This is a genomic window from Micromonospora sonneratiae (assembly GCF_042679305.1).
Lineage (GTDB): Bacteria > Actinomycetota > Actinomycetes > Mycobacteriales > Micromonosporaceae > Micromonospora_H > Micromonospora_H sonneratiae.
This window is the reverse complement of record NZ_JBHTMP010000016.1, coordinates 98,860-115,319: the sequence shown is the minus strand read 5'-3', so window position 1 is coordinate 115,319 and position 16,460 is coordinate 98,860. Positions and strand designations below refer to the sequence as shown.

The 16,460-nt window shown below is 68.6% G+C and carries 16 protein-coding genes; 5 read left to right on the top strand and 11 right to left on the bottom strand.

The features are described 5' to 3' along the window. Positions 1-3: 3 nt before the first annotated feature. The 6 genes from ACFQ4H_RS13150 to ACFQ4H_RS13125 all read right to left on the bottom strand — a co-directional run bounded on the left by ACFQ4H_RS13150 (position 4) and on the right by ACFQ4H_RS13125 (position 6,208). Entirely contained in the window at positions 4-2,151 is a 2,148-nt protein-coding gene (locus tag ACFQ4H_RS13150) for an acyltransferase family protein (protein ID WP_377570527.1), read from the bottom strand. 5 nt (positions 2,152-2,156) lie between these two features. Further along, a complete protein-coding gene (locus ACFQ4H_RS13145; RefSeq protein ID WP_377570525.1) occupies positions 2,157-3,014 on the bottom strand; it encodes an FkbM family methyltransferase in 858 nt (285 codons plus the stop codon). A 2-nt stretch (positions 3,015-3,016) separates the two neighbouring features. Next, positions 3,017-4,111: an SDR family NAD(P)-dependent oxidoreductase gene (locus tag ACFQ4H_RS13140; RefSeq protein ID WP_377570555.1), complete on the bottom strand. Its 1,095-nt coding sequence runs from the start codon at positions 4,109-4,111 to the stop codon at positions 3,017-3,019. Positions 4,112-4,230: 119 nt separating this feature from the next. Next, the gene (locus tag ACFQ4H_RS13135; protein ID WP_377570524.1) at positions 4,231-5,133 is read right to left on the bottom strand and encodes an NAD-dependent epimerase/dehydratase family protein; all 903 of its coding nucleotides are present in this window, start codon (positions 5,131-5,133) and stop codon (positions 4,231-4,233) included. Next, positions 5,130-5,858, bottom strand: coding sequence for a nucleotidyltransferase family protein (locus ACFQ4H_RS13130; protein WP_377570522.1), 729 nt, complete (start codon positions 5,856-5,858; stop codon positions 5,130-5,132). The genes ACFQ4H_RS13135 and ACFQ4H_RS13130 overlap by 4 nt, the downstream gene beginning before the upstream one ends. A 71-nt stretch (positions 5,859-5,929) precedes the next feature. Next, positions 5,930-6,208, bottom strand: a complete 279-nt coding sequence (locus ACFQ4H_RS13125; protein ID WP_377570520.1) for an NAD-dependent epimerase/dehydratase family protein — start codon at positions 6,206-6,208, stop codon at positions 5,930-5,932. Between the two features lie 318 nt (positions 6,209-6,526). Between ACFQ4H_RS13125 and ACFQ4H_RS13120 the strand changes: the two genes are divergently transcribed. The 4 genes from ACFQ4H_RS13120 to ACFQ4H_RS13105 all read left to right on the top strand — a co-directional run bounded on the left by ACFQ4H_RS13120 (position 6,527) and on the right by ACFQ4H_RS13105 (position 11,175). Beyond that, positions 6,527-9,643: a M14 family metallopeptidase gene (locus tag ACFQ4H_RS13120; RefSeq protein ID WP_377570519.1), complete on the top strand. Its 3,117-nt coding sequence runs from the start codon at positions 6,527-6,529 to the stop codon at positions 9,641-9,643. A gap of 107 nt (positions 9,644-9,750) precedes the next feature. Further along, positions 9,751-10,122 carry a type II toxin-antitoxin system RelE/ParE family toxin gene (locus ACFQ4H_RS13115; protein WP_377570518.1) on the top strand — a complete coding sequence of 124 codons (372 nt, stop codon included), beginning with the start codon at positions 9,751-9,753 and terminating at the stop codon, positions 10,120-10,122. Next, the gene (locus ACFQ4H_RS13110; RefSeq protein WP_377570516.1) at positions 10,122-10,427 is read left to right on the top strand and encodes a helix-turn-helix domain-containing protein; all 306 of its coding nucleotides are present in this window, start codon (positions 10,122-10,124) and stop codon (positions 10,425-10,427) included. The genes ACFQ4H_RS13115 and ACFQ4H_RS13110 overlap by 1 nt, the downstream gene beginning before the upstream one ends. A 262-nt stretch (positions 10,428-10,689) precedes the next feature. Further along, positions 10,690-11,175 carry a GNAT family N-acetyltransferase gene (locus tag ACFQ4H_RS13105; RefSeq protein ID WP_377570514.1) on the top strand — a complete coding sequence of 162 codons (486 nt, stop codon included), beginning with the start codon at positions 10,690-10,692 and terminating at the stop codon, positions 11,173-11,175. 20 nt (positions 11,176-11,195) lie between these two features. On the opposite strand, the gene pgm is transcribed toward ACFQ4H_RS13105, so the two are convergent. Next, entirely contained in the window at positions 11,196-12,842 is a 1,647-nt protein-coding gene (pgm, locus tag ACFQ4H_RS13100) for a phosphoglucomutase (alpha-D-glucose-1,6-bisphosphate-dependent) (protein ID WP_377570512.1), read from the bottom strand. Positions 12,843-12,969: 127 nt separating this feature from the next. Between pgm and ACFQ4H_RS13095 the strand changes: the two genes are divergently transcribed. Continuing rightward, positions 12,970-13,584: a DUF1707 SHOCT-like domain-containing protein gene (locus ACFQ4H_RS13095; protein WP_377570509.1), complete on the top strand. Its 615-nt coding sequence runs from the start codon at positions 12,970-12,972 to the stop codon at positions 13,582-13,584. Positions 13,585-13,605: 21 nt separating this feature from the next. On the opposite strand, the gene ACFQ4H_RS13090 is transcribed toward ACFQ4H_RS13095, so the two are convergent. The 4 genes from ACFQ4H_RS13090 to ACFQ4H_RS13075 all read right to left on the bottom strand — a co-directional run bounded on the left by ACFQ4H_RS13090 (position 13,606) and on the right by ACFQ4H_RS13075 (position 16,383). Beyond that, a complete protein-coding gene (locus ACFQ4H_RS13090; protein WP_377570508.1) occupies positions 13,606-14,649 on the bottom strand; it encodes an App1 family protein in 1,044 nt (347 codons plus the stop codon). Between the two features lie 105 nt (positions 14,650-14,754). Further along, positions 14,755-15,726, bottom strand: coding sequence for an NAD(P)-dependent alcohol dehydrogenase (locus tag ACFQ4H_RS13085; protein WP_377570506.1), 972 nt, complete (start codon positions 15,724-15,726; stop codon positions 14,755-14,757). A 4-nt stretch (positions 15,727-15,730) separates the two neighbouring features. Next, a complete protein-coding gene (locus ACFQ4H_RS13080) occupies positions 15,731-15,961 on the bottom strand; it encodes a helix-turn-helix transcriptional regulator (protein ID WP_377570505.1) in 231 nt (76 codons plus the stop codon). Beyond that, entirely contained in the window at positions 15,955-16,383 is a 429-nt protein-coding gene (locus ACFQ4H_RS13075; protein WP_377570504.1) for a hypothetical protein, read from the bottom strand. The genes ACFQ4H_RS13080 and ACFQ4H_RS13075 overlap by 7 nt, the downstream gene beginning before the upstream one ends. Positions 16,384-16,460: the final 77 nt, after the last annotated feature.

Genomic DNA, 16,460 nt, shown 5'->3' with positions numbered 1-16,460 from the left:
GTCCTAGCCCCGCGCGACATCCCCCACCACGTCGTTGAGGGCGGCGCGTAGTCGGGGAGCCAGGCTCGACGCGTAACTCGCGGTCAGATGATTCGTGTCCCGATAGACGAGTACGCCGCCGATGACCGCGGCACAGCGGTCGCCAGGGCAGATCGCGTCATTCAGGTCGACCAGGTGTACGCCCTTCAGACCGTCCGCGGCCTCTTCCTGCGCGACACCACCACCCGCCCGAAGGGCAAGACTGCGGGGCGCGGAACACTTGGTCAGCCGCTCGGGATGTTTCGCGACGCATTCGGGAACGTCGACGTTCATGTGCGGGGTGTCACGCAACACCACCACCGGCACGCCGGTCTCGACCAGAACCGACCAGCTCCGCCGTAGCCCGTTCGCCATCGCACTCTGGCCCTCCGACCCGGACAGCTGCTTCTCGTCACGGATCGGCGAGTAGAGGAAGCTGCTCGTCACCAGCAGGTCGGGCCGCTTGGACCCGGTCAGGAGGGAGCGCAGTTCCGTGTTCCATTCGGTGCAGCTCGGCTGGGCGCGCCCCTGCCAGGCGATTTCCCCATGGATGAGCGGGCAGGCAGCCTTGATGTAGGTGACCAGCCGCCACCTGTTGGCCACGGCGACAGCCTGCAACGCGGGCAGCCAACTGGCGGCGTGGGAGTCACCGGCCAGCGCCACGGTGAAATCGGCTTCCCGGTCGCCGTACACACAGCTCCGGACCCTGGCATCCGATCCCTCGGCGATACAGTCGTGCCGGTACACGTCGGGTAGGTCGTCGCCGGCGTCGACCGGATCAGGGGTGATCCGCCCGACGCGGTCGACCGGCGTACCGGCCCGGCTGTCCCGGGGATGGTCACCGAGCACGGCCGCCCCGGACGGGGAGGGCGGCGCGCTGGCGGTGTCCTCGACCCACGGCACCTGGGCCACCGGCAGGGGCGAGCGATTCGGCGGCCAGACGGTGAACTGGAACAACACACCGGCCAGGGCCGGCACCATGGTGAACGACAGGCCGAGCCGGATGGCCTGGGCAGGATCCCAGGTGAAGGTCTCCGCCCGCCGGATCGGGTTCTCCACGTACCGGTAGGTCAGCACGGCAGGCAGCACGGAGAACAGCATCACGCCGAGGCGAGCCGCCGGAGCCAGTTCACCGAGTTGGGCTTCGGCGACGACGAACAGCGGCCAGTGCCACAGGTAGAGCGAGTAGGAGATCGCGCCGATGGCACGTACCGGGCGCAGTCCGAGTAGGCAGCCGGGACCGGCACGTCCGGCGGCTGGACCACCGGCGATCATCGCGACGGTGCCGAGGGTGGGCAGCAGCGCCAGTTGACCGGGAAAGGGCGCGGTCGGCTCCAGGAACAGGGCCACACCGACGACGGTGGTCAGGCCAACCCAGCCCAGTACGACGGCGACGGAGCGGGGAAGCCGGACCAACCGCGGCCCGAGGAGGGCCAGGAGGCCACCGAGGGCGAGTTCCCACACCCGGGTGGTGGTGACGAAGTACGCCTGCCCCGGGTTGGTCTGGGTCAGGTGGATCGACCAGGCCAGGGAGGCGATCGCCAGCACCGCCAGCGGGACACCGAGCAGCAGCCGGAACCGATCCGTCCGGCCACGGGATCGACTACGCACGGCCCAGATTCCGGCAACCGCCAACAGCACCGGCCAGATCAGGTAGAACTGCTCCTCCACCGCCAGCGACCAGTAGTGCTGCAGGATACTGGGTGCCTGGTCAGCGGCAAGGTAGTCGACGGCCTGTTCGGCCAGCCGCCAGTTCATCGCGTACAGCCCGCTGGCGACGACGTCCCAACCGGTGTCGGACCAGCGGGTCCGGGGCAGGTAGAAGTACGTCAACAGCAGCGTCACGGCCAGCACGACCCCGGCGGCAGGTAGCAGCCGCTTCGCCCGTCGGGCGTAGAACCCGACCAGGGAGATCCGGCCGGTGCTGGCCAACTCCGCGACGAGCAGCCTGGTGATCAGAAAGCCAGAGATCACGAAGAAGACGTCCACGCCGATGAAGCCACCGGGCATGAAGGCGATGCCGGCGTGGGTGAGCAGCACCAGGATCACCGCCAGGGCGCGCATCCCCTCGATGTCGCCCCGGAAAGCGGTGCTGCCGCCCACATCCGGTCGGGTGTCCGTACGGATTGCCACGTTGTTCACCTGTGCCGGCGCGGTGGCCGGGACGCGTACACGTAGTAGCGGACCCAGGGACGGGGGTCGTCCGGCCGGGTGCGAACCACGTATCCCGCGTCGCGCAACAGCGCGGTGACCGGATCGAAGGTGCACCGCCAGTCCGGGCCGGTACCGTCGGCGAGGAAGTCGTGGCACGAGACAGCGAGATGGTCGATCCGGGCGAGCGCGTCGAGGGACGCCGCCAGGACCCCGAGTTCCGCCCCCTCGATGTTCATCTTCAACAGGTCGATCCGGCCGATCCCGAGGGAATCCATGATCTCGTCCAGCCGACGTCCGGTCACCCTGATCCCGTGCGCCAGGTCGTCGGTCAGCCCGTTGCCGATGTGCCCGATCCGGTCGTCGGTCAGGTAGACCGGTCCGGGCGTACCGACGACGGCGCACTCCAGCGGGGTCACGTTCGTCAGCCGGTTGAGTTCGACCGCCCGGCGCAGGCACTGGAACGTCGTGGGGTGCGCCTCGATGCTGACCACCCGTCCGTACTCACCCACCAGCCGGGAGAAGAGCCGTACCTCGTCACCGACACCTGCGCCGACGTCGACGACGACGTCGCCCGGTCCGGGTTGGTAGTCGTGGAGGAAGACGTCCCGGGTCGCATGGTCCTGCCGTTGCGCGGAGAGTCCACCAAGCATGGTGTTGACGACCACGCCGTCGGCGTACCGGTGGATCCACCGACCGTCGTCGTAGCGCACGGAGCACCGGGACCGGGTACGCGCCGACAGGTACATCGAGCCGAGTCGGGCGACGGCCCGGGGCGGCATCCGGGTATCGAGTACGTTCAGGACCCGGCTCCTCAGGCTGGTCCGGGTGCTCGTCGTCGTCATCGTCACACGGCCCGGTCGGCGCGGTACCGGCTCAGGTTCGCCGGGTCGAGGAACCACTCGACGGTCGTCTTGAGCCCGTCTTCGAGTGAGGACATCGGCTGCCAGCCGGTGTGCCGACGCAGTCGGCTGCTGTCACCGAGCAGTCGTTCCACCTCGGAGGCCGTCGGGCGAAGTCGCCCGTCCGACACGACGATCTCCGGTACGACACCGAGCAGCCCGCCGATCCGACGCACGAGTTCCCGCACGGACGTCTCCTGACCGGTGGCGACCTGGAACACCTGTCCGCAGACGACCTCTGCCGGTGCGGTGCCGACGGTGATGAAGGCCGTCACGGTGTCGTTGACGAACAGCAGGTCACGGGTGGTCTCGGTCGCGCCCAGCTCGACCCGCCCGGAGCCGGTCGCCAACTGACTGATGATCGTCGGGATCACCGCGCGGGTGGACTGGCGGGGTCCGTACGTGTTGAACGGTCGCAGGGTGACCACCGGCAGCCCGAAGCTCAGGTGGAAGCTCTCGGCGAGTTTGTCCGCGCCGATCTTCGAGGCCGAGTACGGGGACTGGCCCCGCAACCGGTGCGACTCGGTCATCGGCACCGTCACCGCGGTCCCGTACACCTCGCTCGTCGAGGTGACCACGACCCGGGGTGTGCCGGCCGTACGGCTGCTCTCCAGGACGTTGAGCGTGCCCATGATGTTCGTCTCTACGTAGGACTGGGGAGCCCGGTACGAGTACGGAATGCCGCCGAGCGCCGCCAGGTGGTAGACGACGGCGGCGTCATCGACCAGCCGCTGGACGGTGCCCCGGTCCCGGATGTCCCCGGCGTGCACCTCGATGGCGGCTAGTTGGTCCGGTGACAGACTGTCCAACCAGCCGTATCTGCCAAGGCCGTTGTAGTGGACGAACGCCTTGACCCGATGTCCCCGGGCGACCAGCGCCTCGACCAGGTGCGAGCCGATGAAGCCACCGGCACCGGTGACCGCCACCACCTCCGGCTTGACCACCGGGGTCGGCTCCACGCCGAGCAGCCCGGTCCCGACCGGCTCAATCCCAGCCGAATCGGTCCCGACCGGCTCAGTCCCGACCAGGCCATCACGCATCTCGTTCACCACACGTTCCCCATTCGTTCTCTCCTCGTTGATCACGAAGCCAGCACCCAGCCGGACTCCGCAGCCAGTGCCGAAGCCCCGCCGCACCCGGCGTTGTCCCGACGGTCGCCTCAGCCCAGATGGATCCGGCGCTCGGCGCTTCCCGCCCAGAGGGCCTTGACCGAATCGGCGAGGTCGTGGGCCGGTACCCAGCCGAGGCCGGCGGCAGCCCGCCGGATGTCGCCGCACATCCAGTCGACGGCCGCCGACCGGCCCGGGGCACGACCGTCCTCACGGATCTCGCCGGTGAAGCCGGCGGCCTCGGCCAGCAGACGTACCGCCTCCCGGGCGGGCACCGCCCGGCCGCTGGCGATGTTGTAGACCCGGTCCGGCAGGGTCCGGGTCGTGATGGCGGCGACTACGGCGTTCGCCACGTCCCGCGCATCCACGAAGTCCCGGTAGGCGGCCAGCGAGCCCATCGAGATGCTCACCTCGCCCCGGCCGCAGGCGCGACGAAGCAACGTCGCTGCCCGCCCGAGCAGGGTCTCCTCCGGCATCCCTGGGCCGATCGGGTTGAACACCCGCAACACCACCGCGTCGACCCGACCGGCAACGGTGGCGAGTTCCAGCAGCCTGGTTGCGGCCAACTGGCTCACGCCGTACTCGCTGACCGGCATCGCCGGGCCGTGTTCGTTCACGGCGTGGCCGGGCGGCACCGGCCCGTACTCGGCCGCTGACCCGAGTCTGACCAGTCGGGCGTCCGGCGCATGGGTCGCGACCGCGTCGACGAGCCGGGCGGTGGCGGTGGCGTTCGCCTGCAACATCTGGTGTCCGGTGCCGGTCACCCGGCCCGCGCAGTTGACCACCGCGTCGGGGCGTACGGCACGGAGCAGGATGGCGAGGTCGTCGTCGGCGCAGCTGACCAGGTCGCACTGGTCCCGGGTCGGGCAGGTGAGTTCGGCGTACGCGTCGAGCGTGCGGCGTACGTGCCCCCCGAGAAAGCCGTACGCGCCGAACAGGAGCACCCTGGTCATACCGGCTCCGGAACCGGTACGGGCAGCAGCATCGGCTTGAGCGACTCGAAGCGCCGGTTGGCCTCGTCGTAGTCCTCGGGTCGGCCGATGTCCAACCAGTAGCCGTCGAATTCGTAGCTGGCCGGCGACTGCCCCCGCTCCAGGAGGTCGAGCACCAACTGGTCGAACCCGAACGCGAGCCCCTCGGGGTACGACGCGATGGTGCGGGCGGAGAGTCCGTAGACGCCCATGCTGACCTGGTAGTCGAGAAGGGGCTTCTCGTGGAACTCGACGACTCGTTCGTCCTCGACCGACAGGACGCCGAAGTCGACCTTCACCTGCCGCCGGAACGTCGCCACGGTGAGCGGTGCCCCCGAGCAGACATGCGTCTGGAGCAGATCGGCGTAGTTCAGGTCGGTCAGGATGTCGCCGTTCATCACGAGGAAGTGCTCGGGCAGCCGGTCCCGCATGCCGAACAGTGGGCCGATCGTCGACAGTGGTACCTGTTCCTCCAGGTAGTCGACGTGCAGGCCGAACCGTGAGCCGTCGCCCACGAACGCCCGGATGAGTGAGCCGAGGTGGTTTATCGCCAGCGTGGCGTGGGTGAAGCCCCGGGATGCCAACTGGTGCAGGACGATCTCCAGGATCGCGTAGCTGTCTCCGATGGGCACCAACGGTTTCGGGAGCGTGCTGGTGTACGGCCGTAACCGCACCCCCTTGCCGCCGGCCATTATCACCACGTGCATGTCGTCCTCCTGTCTGCCGCCGTGATCGTCGCTGCGCGCCGTCACCGCGACCGGGTCGTGGAGCAGCCGGGTCAACGGACCGGTTGGCCCGCCCGCACCGTGGCTTGGGCGTCGTGCCGTTGCCCGGGGCCGTACACGTTGGTGTCCCGGCCGGTCATCGCCCGGTCGAGGGTGGGTTCGTCGAGGATGGAGCCCTCCACCACCTCGACGTCGAGCCCGGCCAGGTTGGCGGTACTGCCGGTGGAGAGGTCGTCGATGACCCGGACGTCGGTGACGGCCGGGTCCATGAGGGCGGCCCGGGTCAGGTTGGCGCCGTTGAAGCCCGCACCACCAGTGACCAACAGTCGCATGGCCTCGGCACCCCTTCTACGGCGGACGCAGGTGACCGTGGGCGGGGACCAGACCTGGGACATCGGTCCGAATGCCCGTTCAGAACACCTCGGTCAACGACAGAATAGCGGCCAAGTAACGCAAAGAAGCCCAGTCAGCGAAAAAACCGGCAAACGTCGTAGTTCATTGGATAACACAGTCGACCTCCACCCGCCCCGAAGGCCACCCGACCTCCGTCCCACCGACGCGGGCAACGGAATACGAACGTCCCGCTCATTGACGTACGTCATCCGGAACAGCAAGCTCTGGCACAGAGATCCGTCAATGAAGGGGGCGCGATGAGGAAAACACGGCTGGCGATCGCCGGCGTGTTCACTCTGGTCTGCGCGATGGCGCTGACCACACCGGCAAGCGCGCAGCCACCGTCCGGGCCGGACGGTGGCCGGGACAGCCTCGAGGTGTACGTCGGGACGTTGAACCCGAGACAGCTCGACGAGCTGCGCGACATCGGCGTCGACCTCACCGGCGTGGCCGGCTCCCGGGACGCCGCCGGCAACACCGCCGTCGAGGCGGTGCTCAGCCAGCAGCAGGCGGCCCGGCTGGCCGAGCGGGGGGTCAAGCTGACCGTCAAGAAGGTACGCGGCAAGGCCGCCTCCCGGACGCTACGGGAGCAGTCGGCCACCGGCTGGTCGGCGTTCCGGTCGTACAGCGAACCGGGTGGCATCCGCGACGAGCTGACGGCGACCGCAGCCCGGTTCCCGAAGCTGGCCAAGCTCCAGAGCATCGGCACGACCACCCAGGGCAAGCCGATCCTCGCGGTCAAGGTCACCAAGAACGCCACCCGGGTGAAGGACGGTCAGCGCCCGGCGGTGCTCTACGCCAGCAGCCAGCACGCCCGGGAATGGATCACGCCGGAGATGACCCGGCGGCTGCTGCACACCGTGCTGAACAGCTACGGCACCGATCCGGCGATCACCCGGCTGGTCGACACCACCGAACTGTGGTTCGTGCCGGTACTCAACCCGGACGGCTACGACTTCACGTTCACCGACGGCAACCGGTTGTGGCGTAAGAACCTGCGGGACAACAACGGCGACGGGCAGATCACCAACGGCGACGGCGTCGACCTGAACCGCAACTTCGACTACCAGTGGGGCTACGACAACGAGGGCTCCTCACCGGATCCGGCCAGCGAGACCTACCGGGGGCCGGCCCCGAACTCGGAACCGGAGACCAGAGCGCTGGACCGGCTGCTCAAGCGGGTCGGCTTCGAGTTCTTCATCAACTACCACTCCGCCGCCGAACTCCTGCTCTACGGCGTCGGCTGGCAGGTCAGCACCAACACCCCGGACGACGTGATCTACCAGGCGATGGTCGGTGACGACGCCAACCCGGCGATCCCCGGCTACGACCCGGACCTCTCCGCCGAGTTGTACACCACCAACGGCGACACCGACTCGTACGCCACCGTCCGGTACGGCACGCTCGGCTTCACCCCGGAGATGTCCACCTGCGAATCGGCGTCCGCCTCGGACCCCAACGACCAGTGGCACCCGGAGGACTGCGTCAGCGGGTTCATCTTCCCGGACGACGAGAAGCTGATCTCCGCCGAGGTGGCCAAGAACATCCCGTTCGCGCTGTCGGTGGCGCAGTCCGCCGCCGACCCGGCGAACCCGGTGTCGGTCGTCGGCCGCAGCACCCCCGACTTCGTGGTGGACGCCTTCGACGTGTCGTACGGCTCGACCCAGCAGGTCGCCACCATCGCGCGTAAGTCGCTGAAGAACGTACGGATGCACTACACGATCAACGGTGGCCGACCGAAGACCGTCTCCGTCAGGCAGTGGCGCGGCGGCGAGCGGTACGGCGACACGCACAGCGACTACTACGCCGAGATGCGCGGCAAGGTCACCGGCGCCCGACCGGGTGACCGGGTCGAGGTGTGGTTCACCGGCAACAAGGCGCGAGCGGGCGTGGTCGCAAGCGAACACTTCACCTACCGGGTGCACGACGACATCGGCGGTGAGGTGCTGGTCCTGGCCGTCGAGGACGTCACCGGGTTGAGCCCGGTGCAGACCGGCACCTCGGCCAAGTACGCCGACGAGATCACCGCCTCGCTGACCGCCGCCGGTCGGACCAGCGACGTCTACGACTTCGACGTGATGGGCCGGAAGGCACCACACCCGCTCGGTGTGCTGTCGCACTATCGCGCGGTGGTCTGGGAGACCGGTGACGATGCAATCCTGCGTTCCCCCGGTCAGGTGCCGGGTACCACGGCCAAGGCTGCGGCGGACGTCGAACTGGCGGTCCGGGACTACCTCAACGAGGGCGGAAAACTCCTGGTCAGTGGCAAGAACGCGCTGCTGGCCCAGGCTGCGGACGGCGACTACACGTACCACCCGGACGCCCCGCCGGAGTGCACCTCGGCCGACGACCCGGCCTGTCTGCCGATCCTCAACGACTTCCAGCAGTACTACCTTGGCGCGTACAACTACGTCAGCGGCGGCGGTACCGCCCCGGACGGCGCGGCGTACCCGGTGCGGGGCGAGACCGGGGCCTTCGGCGGCTACTCCGGCACGCTGAACGCCCCCGGGTCGGCCGGCAACCAGGACCACACCGCGTCGTTCCTGACCACCTCCGGGTTCCTGCCGCCGGACCAGTTCCCACAGTTCACCAGCGCCCCGGCGCTGGGCTGGGTACGCCCCGGCGCGGCACCGTTCGACCCGCGCACCGGTGACTGGTACCTGTTCAGCGGGCAGGCCGACCAGTCGTACAAGCGGCTGGCCCGGACCGTGGACCTGACCGGGGCGACCAGCGGTACGTTGCAGTTCGCCGCGTCGTACGACATCGAACGCAACTGGGACTTCATGATCGTCGAGGCGCGCGCGGTGGGCACCGACAACTGGACCACACTGCCGGACGCCAACGGCCACACCGGCACCGTGACCGGGGAGAGCTGCCGCTCGGGCTGGGTCAACCGGCTGCACCCGTTCCTGGCCCACTACGTGGGTGCGGACTGCTCGCCGACCGGCACGACCGGTTCGTGGCACGCGGCCACCGGCCCGTCTGGCGGCTGGCAGGAATGGTCCGTCGACCTGTCCGGGTACGCGGGCAAGCAGGTCGAGGTCTCCATCACGTACGTCTCGGACTGGAGCACCCAGGGCCTCGGCCTGTTCCTCGACGACGTACGGGTCGTCGTGGGTGGCGCGACGGTGGCCGAGACCTCGTTCGAGGCGGACCTGGGCGGTTGGACGGTCACCGGTCCGCCGGCCGGCTCGGCACCCGGCGCGAACGACTGGTCCCGTAGCCAGCAGGCGTTCGAGGAGGGGGCGGCGGTGCTGACCCCGGACACCGTCTACCTCGGCTTCGGACTGGAGGGCCTGGCCCCGGCGGCCCGGGACGACCTGGTGGCCCGGTCGATGCGCCACCTGCTCGGCACCGGCCGTCCCCGGCGGTAGCCGGAAGCGGTGGATGCGGGGTGGTCGGCAAACTACGCCGACCACCCCTACCGCATACTGGCGATACAACCTTTGCGTTGTACAACGCTGACGCTATAGTTCACCTCATGGACCCGTGGGACGTGAACCTCACCCAAGAGGTTGAGGATTGGTTCCTGATCCTCAGCAAGGAGGATCCCGAGTCCGCCAACCAGGTAGCCGCCGCCATCGACATGTTGGCCCAGGAAGGTCCTGCCCTCGGACGTCCACTGATCGATCACATCAAGGCGTCACGACATTCCAACATGAAGGAGCTGCGGCCCGGCTCATCAGGTGATTCAGAAATACGGATCCTGTTCGCCTTCGATCCGCAACGGGCAGCGATCCTCCTCATCGCCGGCAACAAAGCAGGAAAGTGGAAGGACTGGTACAAGACCAACATCCCAGTCGCTGACGACCTGTTCGACGACCATCTTGGACAGCTGAAGGGACAGCGCTGATGGCAAGCAACTGGCGTGACGTTCGCGCCCGTGCGCACCTTGACGAGGTTAAGGTGGCCGCGCACAAAGATCGGATGCTCAGCGAGGTCCGCGCTGCCCGCCTCGCCGAGGTGCGTAAGCGCCACAACCTCAGCCAGACCGAGGTCGCCGAGCGGATGGGGGTCTCCCAGTCACGTGTGTCCGCCATCGAAAAGGGCGAGTTGCCCGCCGCGGAGGTCGGCACAATCAGCAAGTACATCGCAGCGCTCGGGGGAAAACTGGAAATTATTGCTGATTTCGGCGACGAAAAGCTCGTTCTGGGGTGACGACCAGAAGTCACTGAGCCATTCCGGGATCAGGCGGCAAGACGGTGGCCGAGACCTCGTTCGAGGCAGATCTGGGTGGTTGGACGGTCGCCGGTCCACCCGCCGGCTCGGCACCGGCCGCCCCCGGCGGTAGCCGGAAGCGGTGGATGCGGGATGGTCGGCAAACTACGCCGACCATCCCGCACAACAACCACAGCACAAAACCAGAAGGCGCTGGAACGGTCGCCCCCAGTAGCATCGCCGGAGACCCTGGGGAGGATCCATGACCGTCGTGCTACGCCCGATGACCGAGCAGGAATTCACCGAGCGGCTGGGGGTACTGGTCGACCGGTACGCCGACGACCTGCGGGACTCGGGCCGGGTATCGGCCGCCGAGGCCCGCGAAGAGTCAGTGCGGCAGAGCACTGGCTTCCTGCCGCAGGGCCTCGACACCCCCGGGATGCTGCTCTTCACCGCCGAGGCCGATGGTCAGCCCGTAGGTTGGCTCTGGCTCGGCCCCACCGCCAAGGCGGACATCCCCGAACAGGCCTGGATCTACAACATCGAGGTCGACGAGGGGCACCGGGGCAAAGGGTACGGCCGGGCCATGATGAAGGCGGTCGAACGCGAACTCGGTGACCGTGGCTACACCAGGCTCGGCCTCAACGTGTTCGGCGGCAACTCGGTGGCGATCGGCCTCTACGAGAGCCTCGGTTTCGAGGTCACCGCACAACAGATGGCCAAGTCCATCGCCCCGACCACGGCCTGAGGTCGGGGCGCGTACGTTCGTCACGCGTTCTGCAACACCGCCGTCACCAGGTCACGTGCCTCCTGCTGGATCAGGGCCAGATGGTCCGGTCCCCGGAACGACTCCGCGTAGATCTTGTAGACGTCCTCGGTGCCCGAGGGCCGCGCCGCGAACCAGCCCGAGTCGGTGCACACCTTCAGCCCACCGATCGCGGCACCGTTACCCGGTGCCGAGGTCAGCTTGGCGGTGATCGGCTCCCCCGCCAGCGTCGTCGCGGTCACCTGCTCCGGCGACAGCCTGCCCAGTGCCGCCTTCTCCTCCCGGCTGGCCGGGGCGTCCACGCGGGCGTACACCGGGTCACCGAAGCGGGCGACCAGGTCGGCGTAGTGCTCGCTGGGCGAACGTCCGGTCGTGGCGATCATCTCGGCGGCCAGCAGGCAGAGCAGCAGCCCGTCCTTGTCGGTCGTCCAGGTGGTGCCGTCCTGGCGCAGGAAGGAGGCTCCGGCACTCTCCTCGCCACCGAAGCCGATCGTGCCGTCCAACAGCCCGGGCACGAACCACTTGAACCCCACCGGCACCTCGACCAGGGGACGGCCGAGGTCGGCGGCCACCCGGTCGATCATCGACGACGAGACCAGGGTCTTGCCGATTCCCGCCGCCGTCGGCCAGTCCGGACGGTTCCGGTAGAGGTAGGAGATGGCGACGGCCAGGTAGTGGTTCGGGTTCATCAGCCCCGCGTCCGGCGTGACGATGCCGTGCCGGTCGGCATCGGCGTCGTTACCGGTCGCCACCTGGTAGCTGGTCCGGGCGGAGATCAGGGACGCCATCGCGTTGGGCGACGAACAGTCCATCCGGATCTTGCCGTCCGAGTCCAGGGTCATGAACCGCCAGGTCGGATCGACGGTCGGGTTGACCACGGTCAGGTCCAGGCCGTGCCGGTCGGCGATCTCCCCCCAGTACGCCACGCTGGCCCCGCCCAGCGGATCGGCACCGATGCGCACCCCGGCCGACCGGATCGCCCTGATGTCGACGGCAGCCGGCAGGTCGTCGACGTACGCGCCGAGGAAGTCGTACCGGCCGGTGGTGTCGGCGGCCCGGGCGCGGGCGTACGGAAGCCGGTGCACCTCCTTCAACCCGCCGGTCAGCAGTTCGTTGGCCCGGTCCTGGATCCATCTGGTCACGTCGGTGTCCGCCGGCCCGCCGTTGGTCGGGTTGTACTTGAAGCCGCCGTCACCCGGTGGATTGTGCGACGGCGTGATCACCACCCCGTCGGCGTGGCCGGTGCTGCGGCCCCGGTTGTGGACCAGGATCGCGTGGGACACGGCCGGGGTGGGGGTGTACCCGTCCCGGCTGTCGATCAGCACGGTCACCCCGTTGGCGGCCAGCACCTCCAGCGCACTGGCCGTCGCCGGCTCGGAGAGCGCGTGGGTGTCACGGGCCAGGAACAGCGGCCCGTCGACGCCGTTCGCCTGGCGGTAGTCGCAGAGCGCCTGGGTCACGGCGACGATGTGGTCCTCGTTGAACGCCGTCCGCAGGCTCGATCCACGGTGACCGGAGGTGCCGAAGGCGACCTGCTGCTCCGGGTCGGTCGGGTCGGGATGCTCGGTGTAGTAGGCCGTGATCAGCTTGGGCACGTCCACCAGATCGGACGGCTCGGCGGGCTGACCAGCACGGGCATGAACCGACATCGACGACCTCCTACGGTTTGCACAGCACTCGTTGGTCGATGATGCCCGAACGGGCCGCTGCCCGAACCCGGATCGACGGACACACGCCCGATCCTCCTGGCCGCTCGGGTGCGTAGAATTCGCCAGCGTGCAGTTGGAACCGCGTGACGACGACCGGATGCGGGTGTCCGACCGGGAGCGCGAGCGCATCATCGAGTTGCTCGGTACGGCCACCAGCGAGGGTCGGCTGACCCTGGACGAGTACGAGGAGCGAATCACCCTGGCGCACGCCGCGCGTACCCGGGGTGAGTTGGCCCGGCTCACCGACGACCTACCCGTCCCGGCCTCCGGCCCGGCGGTCGTCCTGCCCAGCGACATCAGTGCCGGGGAGACCCCGGAACGGCTGGTCGCCGTCTTCAGCGAGGAGTCCCGCAAGGGCCGCTGGCGGGTGCCGGGACGGTTGCGAACCCTGTCGGTCTTCGGTTCCTGCCACATCGAGCTGCTGGAGGCGGAGATCCAGCAGCCGGTGACGGTGATCGAGGCGACCGCGGTCTTCGGGGATCTCACGGTGGTCGTACCGGAGGGAACCGAGGTCCGGCTCACCGGCAACGCGGTCTTCGGCTCGAAGACGTCGGAGATGCGGGAACCGGTCCGCCCGGGTGCCCCGGTGGTCGACGTACGCACCCGCGTGGTCTTCGGCTCGGTGACGGTCCGCCCGCCGAAGAAGCGCTGGCTCAAACAGTTGCTCGACGACCTCGGTTAGAGCGAGTCCGTCCCGGGAACGTCAGACCAGGTCCGCTTCCCGAAGCAGTTGCCAGAGCCCGGCGCCGTTCGGGGCGGAGAACCACAACTGGTCGTCCGGGGCGGCGGAGCGTGAGCCGATGACCGGCACCGGTAGATGCCCGGCCAGCACCGTCTGGGTCGGGGACAGCCGCCGGATCGCCACGGCTGCCACGTTCTGTGGATAGGAGGCGGCGAACTCGGCGTAGATCTCCGGGTCGTGCTGGCCGTCGTCACCGACGAGCAGCCACCGTACGTCGGGGAACTCCTCGGCCAACCGGATCAGCATGGCGCGCTTGTGCTCGCGGCCACTGCGGAACCAGCGGTCGGCGGTCGGTCCCCAGTCGGTCAGCAGCAGCGGGCCGGACGGATACAGATGCCGGGACAGGAACCGGGTCAGCGCGGGCGCCACGTTGAACGCCCCGGTCGACAGGTAGAAGACCGGTGCCCCCGGATGGGCGGTCACCAGGCGCTCGTAGAGGACCGCCATGCCGGGTACGGCCATCCGGGCGTGCTCGTCGAGCACGAAGGTGTTCCAGGCGGCCAGCAGCGGCCGGGGCAACGCGGTGACCATAACCGTGTCGTCGATGTCGGACACGATGCCGAACCGCACCTGCGGGTCGACGATCCGGACCGGGGCCTCCACCGGCTGTGCCCCGGGACTGGTCAACCGGACCGAGCCCCAACCGGGCGGCAGGTCGACCGGTACGACGACGTCGATGAAGCCGCTGCGGTCGGCTTGCGTCTCGTGTTGCGCCTCGCCGGCCTCGATGACCACGGTGGCCCCCTTGGCGGGCAGGGTGGCGAAACTGCGCCAACCGCGTACCTTCGCCGCCCGCCGCCGGGGCCGGCGTTCCAGGCGGCCGAGTAGCACCCGGCCCATGACCCGTACCCAGCCGGGCGCACCGTAGCCGGGATAGGCGATCATCGTCACGTCCCAGCCGCGTCGCCGTAGTCGCCGCTCGAGAAACCGGTGGATCGAGTCCTCGATCCGGGCAGCGCGATGGAGATTGGGTTTTTCCACCTGATCGGTGGGAGTACGGGGCACGGTGACACCCTGCCACACCCCGCCCCGCGCCCACACACGGCCAACCCCGCCGTCGGTGCACCCGGCCCGGTCGGTTCCGACGGGTGTGGCCGCCGTACCGAAGCGTCAGATGGTGACGACCGTCTTACCAGTCGAATGGCCGTCCTCAAGGTGGCGGAGGGCCTCGGCCACCTCGGTCAACGGGTAGGTCCGGCCGACGACCGGGGTGAGGGCGCCGGCCTCGATGAGTTCGGTCAACGCGACGAGATTCTCGGTGCTCTCCCTGGACAGCAGCGGAACCAGTCGCTGGCTGACCAGGGGGGACAGCAGCAGGGCCCGCAGTTGGCGGTCGAAGCCCCACAACCATTTTCCGGTGCCGGCCTCACCGCCGACGAGGACCAGAACACCGGTCGGTACGAGGGCCAGCCGCAACTGTGCCAGGCGGCGGTTGCCGGCGGTGTCGATGACGACGTCGTAGCGCTGGCCCCGGTCGGTGATGTCGGTCCGGGTGTAGTCGACGACCTCGTCCGCCCCGATCGACCGTACGAGGTCGAGCTTGCCGGTGCTGCACATGCCGGTGACATGTGCACCGAGTGCCTTGGCCAGTTGTACGGCGAACGTGCCCACGCCGCCGCCGGCACCGATGACCAGGACTCGTTTCCCCGGTCGCACCTGCCCTGCGTCGCGTACGGCGGCGAGCGCCGTCTGCCCGGAGATGGGAACGGCCGCCGCCTGTTCGAAGGTTAGGTTGCGGGGTTTCGGGGCGAGTCGGTTCGCGGGTGCCGATGCGTACTCCGCGTAGCTGCCCCGGCCGGTGCCGAAGACCTCGTCGCCGGGGGTAAACCGTTCGACGTTGCTGCCCACCGCTTCGACGACGCCAGCGAGGTCCATGCCGGGTACGCGGCTAGCCGGTCGGAACAGCCCGAAGCCGAGGCGCACCAGATACGGCAGGCCGGTCACCAGGTGCCAGACCCCGGGGTCGACGCCGCTGGCGTGTACCCGAACGAGCACCTCGTCGGCGCCGATCTTCGGTACGTCGACGTCCTGGAGCCTGAGCATCTCGGTCGGGCCGTACCGGTCCTGAACGATCGCCCTCATCTTCCTAGCCCTCCTTTGGCGTGGCCGGGTATTGAAATACTTCGGTGAGCGGTACGTCGAACACCAGGGCGATCTGGAACGCCATCTCCAGTGACGGTGAGTACCGCCCCTGCTCGATGGCGATCACGGTCTGCCTCGTCACCCCGATGCGCCGAGCCAGTTCGGCCTGGGTCATCTCGTTGTTGGCGAAGCGCAGGGCGCGGATGGAGTTGGTGATCTGGGTCGGTTTCACCATGCCTGGAAGCCCCGCCGGTAGGCGACGATCTTGGCCGTCGATCCGACGATGGCCGACAGCACGAAGCACAGGTAGATGACGTTGGCGATCCAGAAGTGGTCCCACCGGGCGAGCGCCATGCCGAGGGCTGCGACGCCGCCGACGACGACGAACGACTGGCCGATGTACTCGCCGGCCCGGTTGATCTCCCTGTCCCGCTGGTCCTTCTCGTTGGCCCCCTCGGGCGAGACGATCGAGATGGCGACGTGCAGCACGATCGACACCATGATCGCCCCGCCGACGGACCACAACAGGGGTGCCACGTAGGGCACCTCGGGCAGTGGCGTGTCCTGGGCACGTCCGAGGAGCACGACGACGTACGTCACGTAGAAACCGATCGTGACCAGGATCATCACCCACACACGTTTTTCCTCGAAGGCCACGGCCCCTCCCCATGTTAAGGATTTTTGACATCACCAATGTAAAAGGGACCCGACATCGTGTCAAGAATTCTTTACCT

Coding starts and splice junctions, on each gene's coding strand:
- ACFQ4H_RS13145 (WP_377570525.1), bottom strand. CDS start 3,014: ATGACGACGACGAGCACCCGGACCAGCCTGAGGAGCCGGGTCCTGAAC.
- ACFQ4H_RS13140 (WP_377570555.1), bottom strand. CDS start 4,111: ATGCGTGATGGCCTGGTCGGGACTGAGCCGGTCGGGACCGATTCGGCT.
- ACFQ4H_RS13135 (WP_377570524.1), bottom strand. CDS start 5,133: ATGACCAGGGTGCTCCTGTTCGGCGCGTACGGCTTTCTCGGGGGGCAC.
- ACFQ4H_RS13130 (WP_377570522.1), bottom strand. CDS start 5,858: ATGCACGTGGTGATAATGGCCGGCGGCAAGGGGGTGCGGTTACGGCCG.
- ACFQ4H_RS13125 (WP_377570520.1), bottom strand. CDS start 6,208: ATGCGACTGTTGGTCACTGGTGGTGCGGGCTTCAACGGCGCCAACCTG.
- ACFQ4H_RS13120 (WP_377570519.1), top strand. CDS start 6,527: ATGAGGAAAACACGGCTGGCGATCGCCGGCGTGTTCACTCTGGTCTGC.
- ACFQ4H_RS13115 (WP_377570518.1), top strand. CDS start 9,751: ATGGACCCGTGGGACGTGAACCTCACCCAAGAGGTTGAGGATTGGTTC.
- ACFQ4H_RS13110 (WP_377570516.1), top strand. CDS start 10,122: ATGGCAAGCAACTGGCGTGACGTTCGCGCCCGTGCGCACCTTGACGAG.
- ACFQ4H_RS13105 (WP_377570514.1), top strand. CDS start 10,690: ATGACCGTCGTGCTACGCCCGATGACCGAGCAGGAATTCACCGAGCGG.
- pgm (WP_377570512.1), bottom strand. CDS start 12,842: ATGTCGGTTCATGCCCGTGCTGGTCAGCCCGCCGAGCCGTCCGATCTG.
- ACFQ4H_RS13085 (WP_377570506.1), bottom strand. CDS start 15,726: ATGAGGGCGATCGTTCAGGACCGGTACGGCCCGACCGAGATGCTCAGG.
- ACFQ4H_RS13080 (WP_377570505.1), bottom strand. CDS start 15,961: ATGGTGAAACCGACCCAGATCACCAACTCCATCCGCGCCCTGCGCTTC.